Genomic DNA, 22,824 nt, shown 5'->3' on the forward strand with positions numbered 1-22,824 from the left:
CTCAGCGTGCCGCCGGCGCGCCGGGCTCACCGGCCTCGCACGCGGCAATCAACTCCTCGGCGCCGACCGTTGCGGTGCCGCGTTTCATGACGACCAGGCCGCCGGCATGGTTCGCGATCCGCGCCGCCTCGGCGAACGACGCCCCGGCGGCGAGCGAGAGCGCGAACACGACGATCACCGTGTCGCCGGCTCCCGTGACGTCGGTGACCTGATCGGAGCCGGCGATCGGAATGTGGTCCGTCGGCCTGCCGGGCTCGAAGAGTGCCATGCCCCGGCTGCCGCGCGTGATCAGCACGGCGCGGCACCGCAGCCGATCGAGCAGCGTTCGGCCGGCGCGCTCGAGCGCCTGCCGATCGTCGTCGAGGGTCGTGCCGAGCAGCGCTTCGACCTCGGGCTCGTTCGGCGTGCAGGCGGTCATGCCGTGGAAACCGGCCAGGTCGTAGCGCGAGTCCACGAGCACGAGCGGCGCCGGCCGGCGCGCCGCGGCGAGCGCGCGCCGCCAGCGCTGCGGCGTGACGAGACCGCTGCCGTAGTCGGAGAGGACGACGACGTCGGCCCGCGCGATCGCACGGGCGAGCGCGCGTTCGACGCGCGCGCCGAGCGCGCCGGTCACCGGCGCCGGCGCGCGATCGATGCGCACGACCTGCTGCTTGGCGGAATGGACGCCGCCGGCGAGAATCCGCGTCTTCACGGGCGTGCTGTACCGGGCCGCGCGCGCGACGCCCGCCGTGTTCACGCGGGCCGGCAGCGCGGCCAGCAGCCGTGCGCCGGCGTCATCGCGGCCGACGAGGCCGACGAGATCGACGCCGGCGCCGAGCGCGGCGGCGTTGTTGGCCGCATTGCCGGCGCCCCCCGGCACGATCTCGGTCGAGTCGTAGCTCAGGATCAGCACCGGCGCCTCGCGGGAGACGCGGTCGATCTTGCCGTAGATGAACTCGTCGGCGATGAGATCGCCGGCGACGAGCATGCGCACGCGCGAGAACCGCCGGATGAGCTCTCGAACGCCCGACGCGCCGGCGGTGCGACCGCTGGCCGTGTCGCGAGGCCGCGGCGTCCTCATCGTCTGAGCAGCACCCACGAGGTGGCCTCCATCAGATCCGCGGCGATGCAGGCGGCCCCCGGCACGACGCCACCGTGCGCGCGCGCGACGCTGTCGCCGGCGCCGGTCCGCACGAGGATGCCGGTGGCGCCAGCGCTCACGGCCAATCCGACGTCGGACTGCTTGTCGCCGATCACGAACGACCGCGCGACGTCGATGTCCAGCCGTTCGGCCGCCTGCCGAATCATGCCGGGCCTCGGCTTGCGGCAGTCGCAGTCGAGGCGCAGCGCCGGCAGGAGCGCGGCCGGATGGTGCGGGCAGTGGAACCAGCCGTCCACGTGCGCGCCGCCCGCCTCGAGGTCCTGCGCGAGCCGCGCGTGGACCTCATGGACGAACGACTCGGCGTACAGCTTCAAGCCGATGCCGCCCTGGTTCGTCGTCACGCAGACGAGGAAGCCGGCGCGGTTGAGCAGCCGAATGGCGTCGATGCTCCACGAGAACCAGTGCACCTCCTCGTGCCGGCTGAGATAGCCGACGTCGCGGAGCATCGTACCGTCGCGATCGAGGAACACCGCGCGCCGCATGCGATCAGCGACCCGCCGCGGCGAGGCGCGCGACGACCGCCCGGTAGACGACGTCGACGTCGATCCGCTTCATGCACCGGTGATCGATGGGGCAATCGCGCAGGTGGCAGGGGCGGCAGAACACCGGCTCGGTGATCACGTCGTGGTCTCCAATCGGACTCGTGGCCCGCTCATCCGTCGGTCCGAAAATCGCGACCACCGGCAGGCCGATCGCGGCCGCCAGATGCATCGCGCCAGAGTCGTTGGACACGAACGCCGACATGCGCTGCACGACGCCGGCCAGAGCGCCGAGGCTCGTGCGGCCGGTGAGATTCACCACCGCCGGCACGACGTCGGCCGCGTGCGCGCGGAGCCAGGATTCTACCGCAAGGGCCGCATCGCGATCGTGCGACGCGCCGACGAGCACGGGCGTCACGCGCGCCTGGCGGACGAGCGCCGCGATGACCGCCGCGACCCGGTCGGGCGGCCACTGCTTGGCCTGGCCGTAGGCGGCGCCGGGCGCGAACCCGACGAAGCGCGCCTCGGGCGCGACCTTCATCTGCGCGAGCAGCGCGTCGGCGCGCGCGATGCTCGGAAGCCGCGCCTCGACGCGCGGCGCTTCCGAGGGCGCACACTCGATGCCGAGCCCGCGCACGAGGTCGCGATAGTAGTCGCTCTGGTGCGTCACGCCCTCACGCCGTGCCGGCGCGCTGCGGTGCGTGAGCAGGAGCCGGCGCCACGACCTGGCGTACCCCCATCGCTGAGGAATGCGCGCGCGGAAGAGCTGCCATGCCGACCGGAACGAGTTCGGGAACAGCAGCCCCAGCTCGAATCCCTCCCCCTCCAGGACCGCGACCGCGTCCCGCGTGCCCGCCGGCAGCTCGACGACCCGATCGGGTGCCGCGTTGGTGTCTTCGCGGAACAGCGCCGCCACCGACGGCGTCGCCGCGATCGTCAGGTGCGCCGAAGCGAAATGCCGCCGCACCGCGCCGAGCGCCGGCAGCGCCAGCACGGCATCGCCCAGCCAGTTGGGCGGACGGACGACGAGGCGCTGAATCGATTCGGACACGGCAGGGACAATCTACGATCTTCAAATCACGAATTGAATTGACAATCGACGACAAGGGCGCCGTTCGAGGTCGCGCCGCCGTCCTCGGCGGGCGCCTCGGCGGCCGTCCAGGGCGCGACGATGAGTTCCAGTGGCTTCCGCGATCGACGGATGACCCGGCGGAGCGGACACGCTCCTGCGAAAGCGCGAACCCGGCGGGGCCCGCCGCGCGCGCAGCCTCAGCTCGACTCGTCGACCGGCGACGACCCGTGCTCGGCACGAGCGTCTGGCGCTTCCCCTTCCGGCCGCCAACGCCGGTGCATCCAGAGCCACAGGTGCGGGTACTTCCGCACGTACATCTCGAGCACGTCGCTGCAGCGCTGGGTGAGCTCCCGCACCGGATCGTCGGCACCGGCGGCCGGCGGCTCGATGGGCGGCTCGTAGATCAACCGGTAGCGTCCGCCAGGGAGCGGCAGGGCGAACGCCGGCACGATCGGCGCGCCGGTGCGCAGCGCGAGCGTAGCGAGCGCCGACGTCGTCGCCGCCGGCCGGTTGAAGAACTCGACGATGACGGCGTTGGCGTCCTGGATGTGCTGGTCGATCGGGATGCCGACCACCTCGTTCGCCGCGAGCGCCCGAAGAACCTTCCGCACGGCGCCCTGGCGGTGGATGATGCGGTTGCCGGTCGAACATCGGATCCGCTCGAGGAGCGCGTCGAGATAGGGGTTGTCGAGTGGACGGGCCAGCACCGCCATGCGCGGGAGCCGGAGCGGGTGCACGATGCCCTGCATCTCCCAGCAGCCGAAATGCCCCACGAACATGATGACGCCCTTGCCGCGCGCGAGCGCCGCGCGGATGTGGTCGTCGCCCACGAACTCCGTGCGCTCGAGCAGCGCGGCGGGTGGCAGCGTGCTCGCCTGGAGCACTTCGATCAGCAGACGTCCGAAGTGCACGAAGGTCTGTCGCGCGATGCGCCGGCACTCGCGCGGCGGCCGCACCGGAAAGGCCGCCTGCAACTGCTGCGCGGCCAGCCGGCGGTGCGGCCGATCCACGACGTACGCCGTCCACCCGACGGCCGTGCCGAGCGCGCGGGCGCCGGACACCGGCAACCACCCCGCGATCGCCCGCACGACCTGGACGAGCACGTACTCGGCGCGGTGACGCACGTCGGTCAGCGTCACGCCCGCGCACTCGCGATGCGCGCGAAGAGCCAGGCGCGAAACGCCTCCGCCGGCTCGATCGTCACGCTGAGCGGCACCGCCGCGATTGGGATCGGCAGGGGCCGAAGCGGCAGCAGCCGGATGAGGTCCTTGGTGGTCGTCAGCACGCCAGCCGCCCCCGCGCGCTCGACCAGGCGAGTGAGCCGAGCGAGGTCGCGGACGTCGTACCGATGGTGGTCGCCGACGGCCATCGTCTCGGCGACGTCCCACCCGGCCTGCCTCAGCATGTGCATGAATCGGTCGGGCTGAGCGATGCCGGCCAGCGCCACGATGGGGCCAGGCGCGGTGAAGGCGTCCGCTCGCGCCGGCTCGAGCGGCGCCGGAGCGCCGATCTGACGGTGCAGGGCGAACAGCGCGGCGGATGGCGCGAGCGCTCGAACGCGAGCCATGACCGGGTCGGCGGCAGCCGCGTCGACGACGACGGCGTCGGCGCGGGCGAGCGAGGAGACGGCCGATCGCAACCGGCCGAACGGCACTCGCCGGCCGTCGAGATCCGCGGGCGTGACGATGACGATGTCGGCATCGCGCGCGATGGCCCGGTGCTGGAATCCGTCGTCGAGCAGATGGACGGTGGCGCCGAGCACGTCGGCCGAGAGCGCCGCCGCGATCGCGCGCACGTCGCAGACGACGACCGCGACGCCCGGCAGCTCGCGCGCGAGCATCAACGGCTCGTCGCCGCTCCGCGCGACGTCGGCCAGCAGGTGCCGGCCGTCGCTCACGACGACCGCGCCCTCCTGCGGCTGCGCGCGCGCGTAGCCGCGGCTGAGGATGGACGGCCGTTCGCCGGCCTCGACGAGCAGTCGGGCCACGTGCGCCACCGTCGGCGTCTTGCCGCGCCCGCCCATCGCGATGTTGCCGATCGACACGACGGGACGGGCCGAGTGGCGCGGGGTGCCGAGGGAACGGGCGCCGGAATCCGGCGGGCGATCCGGGTACGTCACCTGCGTGTGAACGGCCGCACCACGCCCCGGCGGCCGGGTAGCGGCAGCAGCTCGGCGATGACGTCGAGCGTGCGCGCGTTCGCGCCGCGGTTCGCTTCGACGAGCGCCCGGGCGGCCGCACCGAGCCTGGCGCGCTCGACGGGGTCGCCGGCCAGCCGCAGCAGGACGTCGACCAGCTCGGCGTCGCCATGGACCTGAATGGCCGCCTGATTGCGCAGGAACGTGTCGGCGATCTCCGCGAAGTTCTGCATGTGCGGACCGAAGACGATCGGGCGGCCGCACACGGCGGGTTCGAGGATGTTGTGTCCGCCCTTGGCGACGAGGCTGCCGCCGACGAAGACCACCGTCGCGATTTGGAACAGGTGCGCCAGCTCGCCCATCGTGTCGAGGATCACGACGTCGGCGCGCGGCTCGCTGTCGATCGGCAGCGCGGTCCGCCGGACGACGCGCAGGCCTTCGGCGCGGGCGAGCGCCTCGACGTCGGCGACGCGTTCGAGCTTCCGCGGCGCGATGATCGCCAGCGCATTCGGCTGCGCACGGCGGATCGCGGCGAAGGCGTCGAGCACGGGCCCTTCCTCACCCTTGAGGGTGCTGGCCGCGATGAGCACCGGCCGGCTGGCGGGCACGCGGAAGAAGCGGAGGACCCGGCCGGCGCCGCGCCCGGCCGCCAGGGCCGGCGCCTCGAGCGAGTCGAACTTGAGGCTGCCGGTGACGAGCACGCGCGCAGGGTCGGCGCCGATGTCCACGATCCGCCGAGCCGACTCGTCGCTCTGCATGCAGAGCCGATCGACGTCGAGCAGCACGCGCCTGAAGAACACCCGCGCGACGCGGTACCGCGGGTACGACCGCGACGAGATCCGGCCGTTCACGAGCATCGTCTTGACGCCCTTCTTCCGGCACGCCCGCAGGAGGTTGGGCCAGATCTCCGTCTCCATCATGATGAAGAGGCGCGGGCGCACGAGCGCGAGCGTGCGGTTGACGAAGAGCGGCAGGTCGAACGGGAAGAAGAAGACGCCGTCGAGCCCCTGCAGCCGCGTGCGCGCCACCTGATGCCCCGTGAGCGTCGTCGTCGAGAGGTACAGGCGATACTTGGGGTACCGCTCCCTGAGGTCGCTGATGAGGGCGCGGGCGGCGAGCGCCTCGCCCACCGACACGGCATGGATCCAGATCGAGTCGTCGCCGTCGAGGTTGAACCCGACCGGCAGCCGGCCCATGCGCTGCGTGAGGCTCCCGATGTACTTCCGGTAGCGCAGGGCCTGGTAGACGAACCAGGGCGACAGGCCGGCCGCGAGGAGCAGGATCAGGGCGGTGTAGAGCGCGTGCACGGCGTGACGATGATACTTGATAGAATCAGCGATTTCGTGGGTTGGTTTTCCCGATTCGAGAGGAGTGGCTCAGCATGGCAATCAAGGTAGGCATCAACGGGTTCGGCCGGATCGGTCGGAACATCATGCGCGCGGCGATGGCCCACAAGCAGATCGACATCGTCGCGGTCAACGACCTCACCGACGCCGCGACTCTCGCCCACCTGCTCAAGTACGACTCGATCCTCGGCAACCTGAAGGCCGACATCACGGCGAGCGGCGACACGATCACGGTCGACCAGGACCGGTTCCAGGTGCTGGCGCAGAAGGATCCGGCGCAACTGCCGTGGAAGGACCTCGGCGTCGAGGTCGTGTTCGAGGGGACGGGCCGCTTCACGGATCGCGACAGCGCGAGCAAGCACCTGGCCGCCGGCGCCAAGCGCGTCATCATCACCGCGCCGGCCAAGAAGCCGGACGCGACGTTCGTCATGGGCGTCAACCACGAGACTTACGACCCGGCGAAGCATCACGTGATCTCGAACGCGTCGTGCACGACGAACTGCCTCGCGCCGTTCGCCAAGGTGCTCGACGAGGGGTTCGGCATCGTGCGCGGCTGGATGACGACCTGCCACGCCTACACCAACGACCAGCAGTTGCTCGATCTGCCGCACAAGGATCTGCGGCGCGCCCGCGCGGCGGCCCTCTCGATCATCCCGACGACGACGGGCGCCGCGGCCGCGGTGGGAGAAGTGCTGCCGCAGCTCAAGGGCAAGCTCGACGGCATCGCGCTGCGCGTGCCGACGCCGAACGTCTCGGTCGTCGACCTCGCGGTCGAGGTGAAGACCAAGACCACGGCCGAGGAGGTGAACGCCAGGTTCAAGGCGGCGGCCGACGGCCCGCTGAAGGGGATCCTCGAGTACGTCACCGCGCCGCTCGTGTCGATCGACTTCCGTGGCAACCCGCACTCGTCGATCGTCGACGCGCCCTACACGAAGGTCATGGACGGCGACTTCGTGAAGGTGCTCGCCTGGTACGACAACGAGTGGGGCTACTCGAGCCGCTGCGTGGACCTGCTGCTCTACATGGCGAAGAAAGGGCTCTAGGCCATGCGCACGATTCGCGACCTCGCGCTCGAGGGGCGCCGTGTGTTCGTCCGGGTCGACTTCAACGTCCCCATCGAGCACGGGCGCATCACCGACGACACGCGGATCCGCGCCGCGCTGCCGACGATCACCTACGCGCTCGGGCAGGGGGCGACCGTGATTCTCGCCTCGCACCTGGGCCGGCCGAAGGGCAAACCGAAGCCCGAGTTCAGCCTGAAACCGGTCGCCGAGCACCTCGGCACGCTCCTCGAGCGGCCGGTGGCCTTCGCGCCCGACTGCATCGGGCCGGCGGCGGCCGAGACGATCGCGGCGCATCCGGGCGGCGTGATCGTGCTGGAGAACCTGCGCTTCCACGCCGAGGAAGAAGCGAACGACCCGGCGTTCGCGAAGGCGCTCGCGGATCTGGCGGACGTGTACGTCAACGACGCGTTCGGGTCGGCGCACCGCGCGCACGCCTCGACCGAAGGGATCGTGCACCACGTGACGACATCGGCCGCCGGGTTCCTGATGGCCGCCGAAGTCGAGTATCTCGGGCGGGCGCTCCACGATCCCGAGCGTCCGTTCGTCGCGATCCTCGGCGGCGCGAAGGTGTCGGACAAGCTCGAGGTGATCGAGAACCTGCTCACGAAGGTCGACGCGCTCGTCATCGGCGGCGCGATGGCCTACACGTTCCTGAAGGCGGCCGGCCAGCCGGTCGGCAAGTCGCTCGTCGAGGAGAACTTGATCGACACGGCGAGGACGCTGACCGCGCGCGCGGCCGCGCACGGCATCACGGTCGAGCTGCCGGTCGATCACGTGGTCGCGCCGAAGCTCGAGGCGGGCGCGCCGGCGGCCACGCTCGCCGTGGGCGATCCGGCGATCGGCGACCGCATGGGGCTCGACATCGGCCCGGAGACGGTGGCGCGCTACGCTGACGTCATCGGCCGGGCGAAGACGGTCGTCTGGAACGGGCCGATGGGCGTGTTCGAGATTCCGGCGTTCGCCAACGGGACGATCGGCGTCGCCAAGGCGGTCGCCAACGTCCACGGCACGACGATCATCGGCGGCGGCGACTCGGTCGCGGCGGTGACGCAGGCCGGCGTCGCGGACAAGATGACGCACATCTCGACCGGCGGCGGCGCCTCGCTCGAGTTCCTCGGCGGCCAGCAACTGCCGGGCGTCGAAGCGCTCGGATGAGCGGCGACTGTGGCGGGCGGGCGTCGGCCCGCCCGCGCACCGAGCACCCGAAGTAGGCGGCCGCAACCGCAGTAGGCGGCGGGCTTCAGCCCGCCGCGCGCCCTGCGGGGCTGAAAGTCCCGCGGCTTCAGTACCGAAAGGCAGGCTCCCCACGATGCGTGTTCCCGTTCTGGCTGCCAACTGGAAGATGTTCAAGACCAACCGCGAGACGCTCGCCTACCTGCGGGAGTTCAGCGCGCTCGTCAAACACGTCGACGGCGTCGAGATCGTCGTCGCGCCGCCGCTCACGTCGATCGCCACGGCGGTCGAGGCCGCGCGCAATACGTCGATCGGCATCGCCGCGCAGAACCTGCACTTCGAGAAGCAGGGCGCGTTCACCGGCGAGGTGAGCGCGGCGATGATCAAGGACGCCGGCGCCGGCTACGTCATCATCGGCCACTCGGAGCGGCGCCGGATGTTCGGCGACACGGACGCCTGGGTCAACCGGAAGCTCCGCGCGGCGCTCGAGGCCGAGCTCATCCCTATCGTCTGCATCGGCGAGACGCTCGAAGAGCGCGAGGCTGGCCAGATGCCGGCGGTCCTCGACCGGCAGATCAAGGATGGGCTGGCCGGCTGCACGCCGGCCGAGCTCGCCGGGCTCGTCATCGCCTACGAGCCGGTCTGGGCCATCGGCACCGGCAAGAACGCCACGCCGGCCGAAGCCGACGAGGCGCACCGCTACGTCCGCGGCCGGCTGCGCGAGTGGTTCAGCCCCGACGCGGCGGCCGCCTGCCGCGTGCTGTACGGCGGGTCGGTCAAGCCCGACAACGTGAAGGAGCTGATGGCGCTCCCCGACGTCGACGGCGCCCTGGTCGGCGGCGCCAGCCTCGAGGTCGCGAGCTTCTTCAAGATCGTGCAGAACGGCCGGGACGGGCATCGCGCGGCGACGCACTGAGGCGCCGGCTGCGTAGGTGCCCGGCCCGCCCGGGCGACCGTGTGCGTGGGCGCCCGCTGTGTAGGCGCCCGCCCGGGCGCCAGGCCCGCGGATGCCGTTCGGTGACGAGCTGACGTCCCCGGCCGTCCATGCGAAGCGCCTGTATACTGATTCGTCTATGCTCTACTACCTCGTCGTCGCCATCTACGTCCTGGTGTCGTTGCTGCTGCTGGTCGTGATCCTGCTGCAGCAGGGGAAGGGCGGCGACATCGCCGCGGCGTTCGGCGGCGCGAGCAGCCAGACCGCCTTCGGGGCCCGGGCGGGCGCCACGGTGTTGACGCGCGCGACGACGATCCTTGGATCGCTGTTCTTGGTGGGCGCCTTCGCGCTCACGTTGATGGGACGCAGCGGCGGCGGATCGGTGGTGAGCGGCGTCGGCGGCCCGGCGCAGCAGGCCGCCCCAGCGCTGCCGATGCCCACGCTGCCGTCGACTCCGCCCGCGACGCCGCCCGCCGGCGGCGCGAGCCAGACACCGGCACAGGGTACGCCGGCGGCGCCCGCCACACCCGCGCCGAACGCGCCGCAGTCGCCCGCGCAGAACGCACCCGTGCAGCAGCCGGCGCCGGCCGGCGGACCGTCAGGACGATAGCCCGTCCATGGCTCCAGGCCATGGGCACACGCAAGTTCGCCCATGGCCCTCGAGCCGTTCGGTCCCGTCCCGGTTCCCTTCCTCCTCTTCCCTTTCCCTTTCTCCCTTTTCCCTTCCTCTTCCCTTTTCCCTTTCCCCTCTACCTTTGCCCTTTGCCCTCTGCCCTTTGCCCTGACTAAACTCCATGAGCAGACGGAGACCACCAGCATGATGGACACGCCGACACGTACGCGTGCGCTGCGGAGCGCGGCCGCGATCCTCGTTCTCCTGAGCCTCGCCGCCTGCCGCGGCGAGCGCCGGCAGGCGGCCACCTTCGTGGACCAGCACCCGCTGCCCGAGGAACCGTGGGTCGTCGACGTGCCCGAGGTCGGCACGTACGGCGGGCGGTTCGTCATCGGCACGATCTCGGGGCCCAAGACGTTCAACGTGCTGATGGCCAACGAGACCTCGTCCACCGACATCACGGGCCTGATGTTCATCGGCTCACCGGGTTCGACAACGGCACGCAGGAAGCCGTGCCGGGCCTCGCGAAGTCGTGGGAGGTCAGCCAGGACGGGCTCACCTGGACGTTCCATCTGCGCAAGGGTGCCAAGTTCTCGGACGGCCGGCCGATCACGGCGGCCGACGTGCTGTTCAACTTCCAGGTGGCCTACGACGCCACGCTCCATCCGTCGGTGCAGGATCTGCTGGTGATGAACGGGCAGCGCTTCGAGATCACGGCGCCCGACGACTACACCATCGTCATCGAGACGCCGCAGCCGAACGCCATGCTGGTGTCGCTGGCCAGCTCGGTGCCGATCATGCCGAAGCACGTGCTCGAGCCGGCCTTCAAGAACGGCGATTTCGCGTCAGCCTACAGCGTGAGCACGCCGCCGGATCAGATCGTCACGAGCGGGCCGTTCCGCCTGCAGCAGCAGGTCGCGGGCGAGAAGACCGTGCTCGGGCGGAATCCGTACTGGTTCGGCGTCGACGAGCAGCGCCACCGTCTGCCCTATCTGGACGAGGTCGTCTTCGTGGTCGTCCCCGACCTCGACGCGGCGGACCTGAAGTTCCGGGCGGGCGAGCTCGACGGCCTGGACAGCGTCAAGCCGGAGAACTACGTCTGGTACGAGCAGAACCAGCAGTCCGGCAACTTCACCCTCCACGACACGGGGCCGGCGCTCAGCACCAACTTCTTCTGGTTCAACCTCAACAAGGTGCGCAAGCCGGCCGCCGGCAAGCGCGTCGGCGATCCCGTGGTCGATCCCGCGAAGTACGCGTGGTTCAACAGCGCGGCGTTCCGCAAGGCCGTCTCGATGGCCGTGGATCGCGACGCGATGATCCCCAGCGTGTTCTTCGGCGAAGCCGTCAAGAACTGGTCGCAGCAGACGGCCGGCAGCAAGCAGTGGTACTCCGAGGACGTCCTGAAGTACGACTACAATCCCGCGGAGTCGAAGAAGCTCTTGGCCAGCCTGGGGTTCGCCGATCGCAACGGCGACGGCGTCCTCGAGGACAAGGCCGGCCACCCGATCGCCTTCACGCTCAAGACGAACAGCGAGAACCGGCTGCGCGTCTCGATGGCCAACTTCATCCGCGACGACCTCGCGAAGGTCGGGATCAGGGTCACCCTCACGCCGATCGACTTCAACACGCTCGTCACGAACCTGCGCGACGACTTCCAGTACGAGGCGGCGCTGCTGGGGTTGCAGACCGGCGTGCCGCCGGATCCGGGCATGGGCCAGAACGTCTGGCGCTCCAGCGGCCGCACGCACTACTGGAACATGGCCCAGCCGAAACCGGAGACGCCGCAGGAAGCCCGCATCGACCAGTTGATGGACGTCATCGTCGGCACGCCCGACATGCCGAAGCGGCAGGCCGCCTGGAAGGAAGTCGAGCAGACGGTCAACGAGCAGGCATGGATCCTCTGGCTCCCGACGCAGAAGATCAAGCTGCCGTTGAGCAACCGGTTCGGGAACACGCAGCCCTCGCCGATCCCGCACCGGCTGCTGTGGAACATCGACCGCGTCTTCGCGAAGCCGCGGTCCTGATCGCTCGCGCCGGCGCATGCGGACGTACGTTCTGCGGCGGGTGCTCCAGACCATCCCGCTGCTCCTCGGCATCTCGTTCCTGAGCTTCCTGCTGCTGTACCTCGCGCCGGGGGACTTCCTGAACACGATGGCCGAGAACCCGGCCATCTCGGCCGAGACGATCGAGGCGATGCGCCGGCGGTTCGGCCTCGACCAGCCGTGGTACGTGCAGTACGGCCTCTACCTCCGCAACCTGCTGCTCGACTTCGACTTCGGCGAGTCGTTCTCGCGGCATCAGCCGGTCTTCACGGTCATCAGCGAAGGGCTCGGCAACACGCTGATGCTGGCCGCGGCGTCCGCAATCGTCACCTGGGCGCTCGCGGTGCCGCTCGGCGTGATCGCCGCCGTGCGCCAGCACTCGTGGGTGGACAAGCTCCTGTCGGTGTTCGCGTTCGTGTGGCTGTCGATCCCGGAGATCCTGTCCGGCCTGTTGCTGCTGATGCTCGCGGCGCGCACGGGCTGGTTTCCGGTCGGCGGCATGCGATCGATCGACTACGACGACCTGACGCCGCTGGGTCAGGCGCTCGATCTGCTCTGGCATCTCGCGCTGCCGGCGCTCGCGGTCGGGCTCGTGCCGCTCGCGAGCCGCATGCGGCAGATGCGCGCGAGCCTGCTCGACGTGCTGCGCCTCGACTTCGTGACGACCGCGCGCGCGAAAGGCCTCGACGAGCGCGTGGTGGTGTTCAAACACGCGCTGCGCAACGCGCTCAACCCGATGATCACGCTCTTCGGCTACACGCTCGGCGCCCTCGTCTCGGGCTCGTTCATCGCCGAGATCATCTTCTCCTGGCCCGGCTTGGGCCGGCTGACGCTCGACGCGATCCTCTCGCAGGACCAGTACCTCGTCATGGGCTCGGTGCTCATGGCCTCCGTCGTGCTGATCCTCGGCAACCTCGTCGCCGATCTGCTGCTCGCGATCGCCGACCCGCGCATCAGCTACGACTGACATGGCGCCCGTCGCCGCTCCCGTGCCGCCGGCGGATCCCGCCGTTCCGCGAGCCGAAGCCGCTCCGGCGCTGCCGCCGCAATCGCCGGCGCGGATCTTCTGGCGCCAGTTCAAGCGCAGTCCGCTCGCCATCGCCGGCGGCGTGCTGCTGCTCGTGTTCTACGGGCTGGCCACCGTTGCCCCGTTCATCGCGCCGTATCCGCCCGAGCTGATGGATCGCGATCGGTTCTTCCACCCGCCGCAGCCGCCGCACTGGGTCACCCACGACGGCCACTTCATCTGGCGTCCGCTGGTACACCAGACGCGCCTCGCCGACGCGCGCACGTTCCGATACGAGGAGGTTCCGGGCGCCGAGCAGCCGATCCGGTTCTTCGTCCGCGGCGAGCCGTACCGCCTGCTCGGCCTGACGGCGAGCCGTCGGCTGTTCGGCGTCGACGGCCCGGCGCGCGTGTACCTGCTCGGCACCGATTCGTTCGGCCGCGACCAGTTCTCGCGCCTGCTCTACGGCGCGCGCATCTCGCTCACCGTCGGCCTGGTCGGCATCGCGATCTCCTTCACGATCGGCCTGCTGCTCGGCGGCATCGCCGGCTACTTCGGCGGCTGGATCGATACGATCATCATGAGGCTGAGCGAGCTCCTGCTCAGCATCCCGTCGCTCTACCTCATCATCGCGCTGCGCGCCGTGTTTCCGATCGACCTCCCCAGCCAGCAGGTGTACTTGGGCATTGTCGCGATCCTGTCGTTCATCGGATGGGCCGGCCTCGCCCGCATCATCCGCGGCCTGGTGCTCTCCATCAGGCGCAACGAGTTCGTCACCGCGGCCGAGGCGCTCGGCGTCAGCCGTTTCCGGATCATCGCGCGGCACATACTTCCGAACACCTGGTCCTTCGTCATCGTCGCCGCCACCGTGTCGGTGCCGGGCTACATCCTGGGCGAGGTGGTGCTGTCGTTTCTCGGGGTCGGCGTGCAGGAACCGGCCGCGTCCTGGGGCAACATGCTGAACCAGGCCCGGAGCCTGCGCGCGCTGACGTCGTTCCCCTGGCTGCTCTACGTCCCTGGTGCGGCGATCTTCCTGACCGTCATGGCGTTCAACTTCCTCGGCGACGGCCTGCGCGACGCGCTCGATCCACGCCGGGTCACGGGCGGCAAGTCGTGAACGGCGGCACGTCATGAGCGATCGACCGAACGAGCCGCTGCTCCGCCTCGAGGAGCTCAAGACCTGGTTCTACACGGACGATGCCGTGGTGCGCGCGGTGGACGGGGTGTCGTACGCGGTCCACGCCGGCGAGACGCTGGCCGTCGTCGGCGAGTCCGGCAGCGGGAAGAGCGTGACGGCGCTCTCGATCCTTCGGCTCGTTCCCGAGCCGCCTGGCCGGATCGTCGGCGGCCGGATCCTGTTTCGCGGACGCGATCTCCTCGGCCTTCAGGCGACGGAGATGCGCGCCATCCGCGGCAAGGAGATCTCGATGATCTTCCAGGAGCCGATGACGTCGCTCAACCCGGTGTTCACCTGCGGCGATCAGATCGCCGAGACTCTGGTGCTGCACGAGCGGCTAGATCGCCGGCGCGCCCGCGAGCGCGCCATCGCGCTGCTCGATCTGGTCGGCATCCCGGCGGCCGCTCAGCGCGTGGACGAGTACCCGCACCAGCTCTCGGGCGGCATGCGCCAGCGCGTGATGATCGCGATGGCGCTCGCCTGCCGGCCGTCGGTTCTCATCGCCGACGAGCCGACGACGGCGCTGGACGTGACGATTCAGGCACAGATCCTCGAGCTGCTCGATCGCCTGCAGCAGGAGCTCGGGATGGCCGTCATCCTGATCACGCACGATCTCGGCGTCGTCGCGGAGACGGCCGATCGCGTGGCCGTGATGTACGCCGGCCAGGTCGTCGAGTACACCGACGTGCGGTCGGCTTTCGCCCGGCCGCTGCATCCGTACACGGCCGGCCTGCAGGCATCGATTCCGACGCTCGGCGTCGAGAGGGATCGTCTCCGGGTGATCCCCGGCAACGTGCCGAATCCCGCGAGGTTCCCTCAGGGCTGCCGCTTTCACCCGCGCTGCCCGGTGTTCGACCCGTCGCGCTGTCTGAATCCGCCCGAGCTCGTCGAAATCGAGCCCGGTCACATGGCCCGCTGCTTCCGGGCCGGCGAGATCGCGGCCGGCACGCTGAATCCGCTGGGCGAGGACGGCCGCGACGCCGCGCGCCCCTTGCGCGTCAGCGAGGGGCGCCCGTGACGCCGCTCCTCGACGTGACCGACCTCCGCAAGTACTTCCCGATCAGGAAGGGCGTCTTCTCGAAGACGGTCGGCCACGTGAAGGCCGTCGACGGCGTCTCGTTCTCGGTCGACGCCGGCGAAGTGCTGGGGCTCGTGGGTGAAAGCGGCTGCGGCAAGACGACGACCGGGCGATCGATTCTGCGGCTGATCGAGCCGACGGGCGGCAGCGTGAAGTTCGACGGGCGCGAGATCGTCGGGCTGCCGCGGCGGGCGATGCGGGCGCTCCGCCGCGAGATGCAGATCATCTTCCAGGACCCGTACTCGAGCCTGAATCCCCGGCTGACGATCGGCAGCATCCTCTCGGAGGCGTTGACGACACACGGCATCGCGCGGGGGCGCGCGGTCCGCGGACGCGTCGACGAGCTGCTCACGCTCGTGGGCCTCTCGCCGGGCCACGCCGCCCGCTATCCGCACGAATTCTCCGGCGGCCAACGGCAGCGGATCGGCATCGCGCGCGCACTGGCGGTGTCGCCGAGGCTCATCGTCGCCGACGAACCGGTCTCGGCGCTCGATCTCTCCATCCAGGCGCAGATCATCAACCTGCTGCGCGACCTGCAGCGCTCCATGCAGCTCACGTACGTGTTCGTCGCGCACGATCTGTCGGTCGTCGAGCACATCAGCGACCGCGTCGCGGTCATGTACCTCGGCCGGATCATCGAGCTGGCCGCGAGCGAGGAGCTGTACCGGAACCCGAGACACCCGTACACGGTCTCGCTGCTGTCGGCGATTCCGATTCCCGACCCGACGCGCCGGCGCCGGCGCATCGTCCTCAGCGGCGACGTGCCGAGCCCGGCGAATCCGCCGGCGGGCTGCCGCTTCCATCCGCGCTGCTACCTGGCGCAGGAGATCTGCGCGCGGGTCGAGCCGCCGCTGCGCACGATCGCGGACGGGCACGTCTCGGCCTGTCACTTCGCCGAAGAGGCGAGGGAGAAGGCGCCGAGCCCGTTGTAGGCACGTGCGCCCTGCCGTCGCCGCGGCCGGCGACGCGGAGCGCGACGCGGCGGAGGCGAGCGGATACAATGCCCGGCGTGCGCGTCGAGCGACGCGCCCACCGGTCACGCCTGTGTCCACGCCTGAGATGTCGTCGATCGCCGCGAGCCTCGCGTCGGATTCCGCGTTCGTCGACCGCGCGACCGAGCAGTTGTCCGTGGCCGAGGAAGCCACCGCGGTCGTCACCCATCGCGAGCTGCTCAAGAACCTCGTGATGCGCGATCTGAAGCTCAAGTACCGCGGCTCGGTGCTCGGCTTCGCCTGGTCGCTCGCGAACCCGCTCGCGATGGTGATCATCTACACGCTGGCCTTCAAGTACATCCTCGGCAGCACGCAGCCGGGCTACCCGTTCTTCGTGCTGCTCGGCGTGCTCGCCTGGACGTTCTTCGCGAACTCCGCGACGATGTCGACCGGCGCCATCCTCGAATCGGGCGGCCTGATTCGCTCGGTCCGGTTTCCCCGTGCGATCCTGCCGCTCGCGACCGTCTGCTTCAACCTCGCCCAGTACGTGCTGACGGTGCTCGTGTTCGTGCCGGTCATGCTGACGATCCTCGGCGTCCCTCCGGCCTGGCCGATGCTCCTGTTCCCAGCCGTCGTCATCCTGCAGGCCATGTTCACGTTCGGCGTGGCGCTGATGCTCTCGGCCGCGACGACGCACTTTCGCGACGTCCGCCACCTCGTCGACGTGATCCTCCCGCTCTGCTTCTGGACGACGCCGATCGTGTACGCCATTCACCAGGTGCCGGCGGTGGCCGTGATCGGTGGCGCGGCCGTGCCATTGCGCACGTTGATCCGCCTGAGCCCGATGTCGCCGTTCATCGTGGCGTACCAGCGCATCTTCTACGAACAGACGTGGCCCGATCCGGGATCGTGGGGGCTGGCCGTCGCCTACGCGGCCGGGATGCTCGCGCTGGGCGTGTACCTGTTCCGCCGGCTGGAGACGGAGCTCCTCGAGCACCTCTGATGGACGTGATCGTCGCCGACCGCGTGTCCAAGCTCTTCATGCTGCGGCACAACTACACACCGCAGTTGAAGGTGCGCGTCCTGTCCGTGTTCCACCGGGAGAAGCGGCACAGCGTGGAACCGTTCTGGGCGGTACGCGACGTCTCGTTCGGCATCGCCGTCGGCGAGGTCGTCGGCATCGTCGGCCGCAACGGCTCGGGGAAGAGCACCCTCCTGAAGATGGTGGCCGGCCTCCAGCGGCCGACGCGCGGGCATCTCTTCGTGGCGCGGCGCGCGCGGGTCGTCGCCATCATCGAGCTCGGCGCCGGGTTCCACCCCGAGCTGACCGGCCGGGAGAACGTCTACCTCGAGGCGTCGATCTACGGGTTCGACCGCCGGCAGATCGAGGCGATCTACCCGCGCATCGTCGCGTACTCGGGCCTCGAGCAGTTCATGGATTTGCCGTTGAAGGGGTACTCGTCGGGCATGGCGATGCGGCTCGGGTTCTCCGTCGCCGCGCACCTCGATCCCGACATCCTGCTGCTCGACGAAGTCTTCGCGGTCGGCGACGCCGACTTCAAGGCACGCTGCGTCGAGACGTTGCTGGAGTTCCGGGCGCGCGGCAAGACGATTCTCTTCGTGTCGCACTCGGCGGACGCCGTCCGGGAGCTCTGCAGCCGCGTCTGCGTCCTGCAGCAGGGCCAGCTCACCTTCGACGGCCCGACCGAGGAGGGGCTGGCGTGGTACGAACAGTCGATCGCCGCGGCCGACGACGCCATGGTGCGCCGGTGATCGACGCGGCCCGCCGCCGGCAGCGGCGGTTCGGGATGCTCGCCGTCGCCGCGATTCTGCTCCTCGCCAACTTCAACATCGTCTTTCTCGGCCAGTCGCTCGTCGCGACGGCGAACTACCATCCCTTCGACAACCGCTTCACCGGCATGTCGCCGCGCGATATCGGCCCGGCGTTCGTCAACTGGCACGACCAGGGCGCCACGTGGTGGCAGTGGGAGCCCGCCGGGCAGGCGTTCTCGCGCGCGTTCCGCCGGCTTCATGTCCCGCTGTGGGATCCCTCGATCGGCGCGGGCGTCGACGCGCACACCGAGTTGACGAGCGGACAATACTATCCGCCCTACACGCTCGTGCTCCTCGCCGGCAACAGCGCGCTGCTGCGGGACGCGTACTACCTCGCGCAACTGCTGTTCGCGGGCATCTGCGCGCTGCTGCTGCTCCTCCGGCATCGTTTCGAGATGCCGGCCGCCGTGGCGTTCGCGGCCTGCTACGTGCTCGGCGGCGCGATGACGCAGAACGTGAACGCGATCCTCGGCCAGAGCCAGGCCGTGCTGCCCTGCCTCCTGCTCGTCACCGATTGGCTGATCGAACGGCCCGTGGCGCGGCGCATCGGCCTCGCGGCGTTGGCCTACGGGAACTGCGTGCTCGCGTCGTTCCTGCCGATCGTGATCTCGGGCTTCGTGCTCGCGGCGCTGTACGTCGCGGTCGCGCTGTTCACGCGCCCGCATCATCGCGCCGTCTCGGCGGAGGGCGAGTCCGCCGCGCCGTGGACTCGCCGGGCCATCGCGATCAGGAGCCTCGCCGCCGTCGCGCTGGGACTGGGGCTGACGGCGTTCGTGCTCGTCCCTGTGGAGGCCATCTCTTCGAGCGTCGAGGTGTTCACGCGCTGGTACCGAGACATCGGCTTCATCGCGTACAACCTCGCGCAGACGATCACGCTCGTCTCGCCGATCGTCGGATTCGACGCCTGGCAGATCCCCGATCGGAGCCTCCACTTGTTTCCGACCGATGGCGCGCCGATGTTCTACGCTGGGCTCCTGCCCATCCTGCTCGCCTGCTTCGCCAGGCCGGGTCGTCTGGCGGGACAGCGACATCTCTTCGTCTTCTTCCTCGTCTCGGCCGTGCTCCTGGCGGCGAAGCTGCTGGGGCTCCGGCCGGCGCAGTGGCTGGCCTACCTGCCCGTGCTCAACACGCTGCACTTCGCGCCGTACTTCGGCGGAGCGCTCACGCTCGCCATCGCCGGACTCGCGGCGTGCGGCGTGCAGCGGCTCACGATGCGCCGCCCGACGACCGTCGACGTCGTGTGCGGTCCGGTGCTGATCGCGGCCGCCGTCTGGGCCGCGTTGGTGTTCGCCGCCACGCAGCCGATCAACGCCGCCCTGCCGCGACGGGCTTTCGTGCACGTCGCCGCCGGCGCCGCCGCCGAAGCGGCACGGCTCCTCGTCGTGGCGATCGGCTTCGTCGGGCTCGTCGTCTTGCACCGGAAGCGGGAGCGTCCGGTGCTGTTCGGCGTCGGGGTCGTCGTGCTGATCTGCGCCGAGCTCCTGCCGCTGCAGGCCAGGGCACGATTCGGACGGGCGGACGTCTGGCGCTCGCCGCCTCAATACGTTCGCCTGCTGCAGAACGACGGGTCGCTCTTCCGGATCCACAGCACGCACGACCTGGCGTTGACCGCCAACGTGTCCCAGGCGTTCGGGATCTCCTCCATCGCGTCTCGCGTGCCCTTCAATCCGGATCGCTACACCGAGCTCGTACGGCACTACTTCGAGACGCGGCCGCTGCCTTACCCGCTGCCGTCGGCGCTGCTCCCCCGTTCGCGCGTCATCCTGGACGTGCTGAACGTGAAGTACCTCATCCCCGTGGCGCCGCCGGACGAGGAGATCGCCCGGCTCGACGAGCTGGGCTTCGAGTATCGCGCCAAGGACGGTCCGTTCCTGCTGCTCGTCAACCGCTCGGTGTGGCCGCGCGCGTACGTCGCGAGCCGGGTCACCGTTGCGGCGTCACCGGCGGCGGCGCTCGAGGCCGTCGGCAACCTGCAACGAGGCGATGTCGTCCTCGAGGAATCGCCCCGCCTGGTCCGCGCGGCCGCTGGCGTCGAGGCGCGCGTCAGCCGGATCGACTACGGAGACAACCGCGTGCGGATCGACGTCACGGCCGCCGGGCCCGCCCTCGTCGTGCTGTCCGACGCGTGGGCGCCGGGATGGACGGCGTACGTCGACGGCCGCCCCGCCCCCATCCTGCGCGCGAACTACGCATTTCGCGCCGTGGAGGTGCCCGGCACCGCCACGGTGGAGTTCCGCTACTGGCCGCCCGGCCTGACAGCCGGCCTCATCGCCACCGCGACGGCCCTGCTGACCGTAACGGCGCTGCTCCTCTACGGCCGCACACGGCCAACGCGCCCCGTCGTACCTGTCGTACCCGCGCCGAAAAACGGTTGACCAGCGCCAGCGCGTTCCTGGGACCCGTCGTACCTGTCGCACCCGTCGTCCCCGCCAAAAAACGGTTGGCCAGCGCCAGCGCATTCCTTGGACCTGTCGACCCCTCGGACCTGTCGTACCCGTCGCACCCGATGGTGTACGATTCCCCGCTTCAGGAGCGGAGTCGTGGATCTCGGATCGTTGCGCGGCGCGCGCTGCCTTGTCACCGGCGGCGCCGGGTTCATCGGCAGCAATCTCACCCGGGCGCTGGTCGACGCCGGCGCCCGCACGATTGTCGTCGACAACTTCTCTACCGGCCGACGAGAGCATCTGCCGGGCTCGCCGCTCGTCGACTTGATGGAGGCCGACGTCGCGACGATGCCGGAGCTCGAGGACGTGGTGGCGCAGTGCGCGTTCGTGTTCCATCTGGCTGCGCAGGTCGGCAACGTCAAGTCGATTGCCGCCCCCGTCCCCGACGCGACGGCGAACATCGTCGGGACGGTGCGGCTGCTCGACGCCTGCCGTCGGCATCGGCCGATCAAGGTCGTCTACTCGAGCTCCTCGGCGATCTTCGGAGAGGCGCGCGAGATACCGATCGGCGAGGAACACGCGACCGATCCGGCCAGCTTCTACGCGCTCAGCAAGCTCACCGGCGAACGGTACGCGCGCCTGGCTCACTCGCTCTGGAACGTCCCGACGGTGTGTCTGCGCTACTTCAACGTGTTCGGCCTGCCGATGGAGCACAACGAGTACACCGGCGTGATCTCGATCTTCCTCACCCGTCTGACCGCGGGCGAGCCGCTCGCCGTCTACGGCGACGGTACCCAGGTTCGCGACTTCGTCCACGTCGACGACATCGTGCAGGCCAACCTGCGGGCTGCGCTGCTTGGAGCACCAGGCACGGTGTGCAACATCGGCACCGGCGTGCCGACGACGATCGCGGAGCTGGCGCGGGCGGTGATGCAGGCCGCCGGCCGCACCGCCCCCATCGAGCATCGTCCCGCACGCGCCGGCGAAGTGCGGCGAAGCCTCGCAGACATCACCCGCGCGCGCAGCGTGCTGGCGTTCGAACCGCAGGTAACGCTCGCGGACGGCCTGCGCGAGATGTGGCGGCGGCTCGGCGCCGGGGCGTCCAGGTGAACGGATCCGCGGTTCGGCCCGCGATGTGGATCGCGGTGGCCGTCGAGCGGGCCGAGCATGCCGCGTGGCTCGGGCGGCTCGACTACGGCCGGGCCGGGGTGATCCCTGTGTTCATCGTCGCCGACACGCTGAGCTGGGAGCCCCCGGCGCCGCTCGCGCACGTTCGGGTCTCGTCGAGCGGCACGGCGGGGAGCGTGCCTCGGCCCGAGTTCGGGCCGTTGCTCGACGTGCTGGCGGAGCGGCAGGCCGGCGCGTGCATGGTCGTCGGCGACAGCACGTTCACGGCTCTGCTCAGAGTCGCGGCCGACGCGCTCGGCATCGGCGTCATCACGATCCTCGAGAACGAGGACGACCTGGCGGCCTTCGGCCACCGCATGAAGCCGCGACCCGATCTGTTCCTGCTGGCGACGTCCGATCCGCCGTGGCGGGTCGTACACGATCCACGATATGGCTCGACGTTGCTGCCGGTGGGCCGGCCGGGGACGGACGGCGGCGACCACGGCGCGCACCGCCGCATCGTCGACGCGCTCGCGCACTGGTGTGCCGGCACGCTCGAACCTGCCCAGCCGGTGCTCTCGGTCATCGTGCCGGCGTACAACGAGCAGGACAACATCGGGCCGGTGTGCGACCGGCTGCTCGACGCGCTCGCCGGGTTGCCGGTGGAGATTCTGATCGTGGACGACATGAGCCGCGACGACACGTTCGCGCGCGCGGCTGCCTGCATGTGGCGATCGCCTCGCGTGCGCGCGTTCACCAAGACGCCGCCGCGCGGCATGGGCAACGCCATCCGGTTCGGGCTGGACCGCGCGCGCGCCCGGTACATCGCGGTCACGATGGGCGACGGGTCTGACGAGGTCAGCCGCCTGCCCGAGATGCTCGCGAAGGTCCGCGACGAGGGCTTCGCGCTGGCCATCGGGTCGCGCTATCGCCATCGCCGCAACTACGAGGCCGTGCCGCGGCTCTACCGGTTCTGGAGCGCGGTGTTCCGGCTGGCGACGAGGATGCTGATCGGCGTGCGGCTGTCGGACTACACCAATGCGTTCCGCGTCTTCGATCGGCGGATCTTCGATCGGTACGGTCCGGAGAGCGGCGGCTTCGAGCTGTCGCCGGAGATCACGTTCAAGGCGTGGGCTGCCACGCGCCGGGTCGCGGAAGTCGACGTGCGCCATTTGAAGCGCGCGTCCGGCCAGAGCAGCTTCTCGTTCCTGCGGGCCGGACCGGGCTACGGCAAGATCCTGCTGAAGGCCTTCGTGCAGCGGATGACCGGCAGGTGGTTCGTGCTCGATTGGTGATTCGCCTGGCG

General features: G+C 70.2%; 20 protein-coding genes. 14 read left to right on the forward strand and 6 right to left on the reverse strand.

The features are described 5' to 3' along the window. Position 1: 1 nt before the first annotated feature. The 6 genes from IT184_08515 to IT184_08540 all read right to left on the reverse strand — a co-directional run bounded on the left by IT184_08515 (position 2) and on the right by IT184_08540 (position 6,136). On the reverse strand, positions 2–1,060 hold the full coding sequence (locus IT184_08515) for a bifunctional hydroxymethylpyrimidine kinase/phosphomethylpyrimidine kinase (protein MCC7008844.1): 1,059 nt from the start codon (positions 1,058–1,060) through the stop codon (positions 2–4). Further along, positions 1,057–1,623, reverse strand: coding sequence for an HAD family hydrolase (locus tag IT184_08520; GenBank protein ID MCC7008845.1), 567 nt, complete (start codon positions 1,621–1,623; stop codon positions 1,057–1,059). Before IT184_08520 ends, IT184_08515 begins: the two co-directional genes overlap by 4 nt. 4 nt (positions 1,624–1,627) lie before the next feature. Beyond that, the gene (waaF, locus tag IT184_08525; GenBank protein MCC7008846.1) at positions 1,628–2,671 is read right to left on the reverse strand and encodes a lipopolysaccharide heptosyltransferase II; all 1,044 of its coding nucleotides are present in this window, start codon (positions 2,669–2,671) and stop codon (positions 1,628–1,630) included. Between the two features lie 218 nt (positions 2,672–2,889). Continuing rightward, complete coding sequence (locus IT184_08530) at positions 2,890–3,831, reverse strand: lysophospholipid acyltransferase family protein (GenBank protein ID MCC7008847.1); 942 nt, start codon at positions 3,829–3,831, stop codon at positions 2,890–2,892. Further along, a complete protein-coding gene (lpxK, locus tag IT184_08535) occupies positions 3,828–4,736 on the reverse strand; it encodes a tetraacyldisaccharide 4'-kinase (protein MCC7008848.1) in 909 nt (302 codons plus the stop codon). The genes IT184_08530 and lpxK overlap by 4 nt, the downstream gene beginning before the upstream one ends. A gap of 71 nt (positions 4,737–4,807) precedes the next feature. Next, positions 4,808–6,136: a 3-deoxy-D-manno-octulosonic acid transferase gene (locus IT184_08540; protein MCC7008849.1), complete on the reverse strand. Its 1,329-nt coding sequence runs from the start codon at positions 6,134–6,136 to the stop codon at positions 4,808–4,810. Positions 6,137–6,210: 74 nt separating this feature from the next. Between IT184_08540 and gap the strand changes: the two genes are divergently transcribed. The 14 genes from gap to IT184_08610 all read left to right on the forward strand — a co-directional run bounded on the left by gap (position 6,211) and on the right by IT184_08610 (position 22,813). Beyond that, entirely contained in the window at positions 6,211–7,218 is a 1,008-nt protein-coding gene (gene gap / locus IT184_08545) for a type I glyceraldehyde-3-phosphate dehydrogenase (protein MCC7008850.1), read from the forward strand. A 3-nt stretch (positions 7,219–7,221) separates the two neighbouring features. After that, positions 7,222–8,394, forward strand: a complete 1,173-nt coding sequence (locus IT184_08550) for a phosphoglycerate kinase (GenBank protein MCC7008851.1) — start codon at positions 7,222–7,224, stop codon at positions 8,392–8,394. Between the two features lie 154 nt (positions 8,395–8,548). Then, positions 8,549–9,328, forward strand: a complete 780-nt coding sequence (locus tag IT184_08555; GenBank protein MCC7008852.1) for a triose-phosphate isomerase — start codon at positions 8,549–8,551, stop codon at positions 9,326–9,328. Between the two features lie 157 nt (positions 9,329–9,485). Further along, entirely contained in the window at positions 9,486–9,956 is a 471-nt protein-coding gene (gene secG / locus IT184_08560; GenBank protein ID MCC7008853.1) for a preprotein translocase subunit SecG, read from the forward strand. A 515-nt stretch (positions 9,957–10,471) separates the two neighbouring features. Then, positions 10,472–11,983 carry an ABC transporter substrate-binding protein gene (locus IT184_08565; GenBank protein MCC7008854.1) on the forward strand — a complete coding sequence of 504 codons (1,512 nt, stop codon included), beginning with the start codon at positions 10,472–10,474 and terminating at the stop codon, positions 11,981–11,983. A 16-nt stretch (positions 11,984–11,999) separates the two neighbouring features. Then, entirely contained in the window at positions 12,000–12,968 is a 969-nt protein-coding gene (locus IT184_08570) for an ABC transporter permease (GenBank protein ID MCC7008855.1), read from the forward strand. A gap of 1 nt (position 12,969) precedes the next feature. Continuing rightward, positions 12,970–14,124: an ABC transporter permease gene (locus tag IT184_08575; GenBank protein MCC7008856.1), complete on the forward strand. Its 1,155-nt coding sequence runs from the start codon at positions 12,970–12,972 to the stop codon at positions 14,122–14,124. 13 nt (positions 14,125–14,137) lie between these two features. After that, positions 14,138–15,202, forward strand: coding sequence for an ABC transporter ATP-binding protein (locus IT184_08580; GenBank protein ID MCC7008857.1), 1,065 nt, complete (start codon positions 14,138–14,140; stop codon positions 15,200–15,202). Continuing rightward, the gene (locus tag IT184_08585) at positions 15,199–16,194 is read left to right on the forward strand and encodes a dipeptide ABC transporter ATP-binding protein (GenBank protein ID MCC7008858.1); all 996 of its coding nucleotides are present in this window, start codon (positions 15,199–15,201) and stop codon (positions 16,192–16,194) included. Before IT184_08580 ends, IT184_08585 begins: the two co-directional genes overlap by 4 nt. A gap of 127 nt (positions 16,195–16,321) precedes the next feature. Beyond that, positions 16,322–17,197, forward strand: a complete 876-nt coding sequence (locus tag IT184_08590; GenBank protein MCC7008859.1) for an ABC transporter permease — start codon at positions 16,322–16,324, stop codon at positions 17,195–17,197. After that, the gene (locus tag IT184_08595; GenBank protein ID MCC7008860.1) at positions 17,197–17,967 is read left to right on the forward strand and encodes an ABC transporter ATP-binding protein; all 771 of its coding nucleotides are present in this window, start codon (positions 17,197–17,199) and stop codon (positions 17,965–17,967) included. Before IT184_08590 ends, IT184_08595 begins: the two co-directional genes overlap by 1 nt. Further along, on the forward strand, positions 17,964–20,402 hold the full coding sequence (locus IT184_08600; protein ID MCC7008861.1) for a YfhO family protein: 2,439 nt from the start codon (positions 17,964–17,966) through the stop codon (positions 20,400–20,402). Before IT184_08595 ends, IT184_08600 begins: the two co-directional genes overlap by 4 nt. A gap of 165 nt (positions 20,403–20,567) precedes the next feature. Continuing rightward, positions 20,568–21,521, forward strand: a complete 954-nt coding sequence (locus IT184_08605; GenBank protein ID MCC7008862.1) for an NAD-dependent epimerase/dehydratase family protein — start codon at positions 20,568–20,570, stop codon at positions 21,519–21,521. Positions 21,522–21,544: 23 nt separating this feature from the next. After that, complete coding sequence (locus IT184_08610) at positions 21,545–22,813, forward strand: glycosyltransferase family 2 protein (protein ID MCC7008863.1); 1,269 nt, start codon at positions 21,545–21,547, stop codon at positions 22,811–22,813. Positions 22,814–22,824 lie beyond the last annotated feature (11 nt).

It is taken from the genome of Acidobacteriota bacterium (genome assembly GCA_020853395.1).
In the GTDB taxonomy this organism is placed as follows: Bacteria; Acidobacteriota; Vicinamibacteria; order Vicinamibacterales; family SCN-69-37; genus JADYYY01.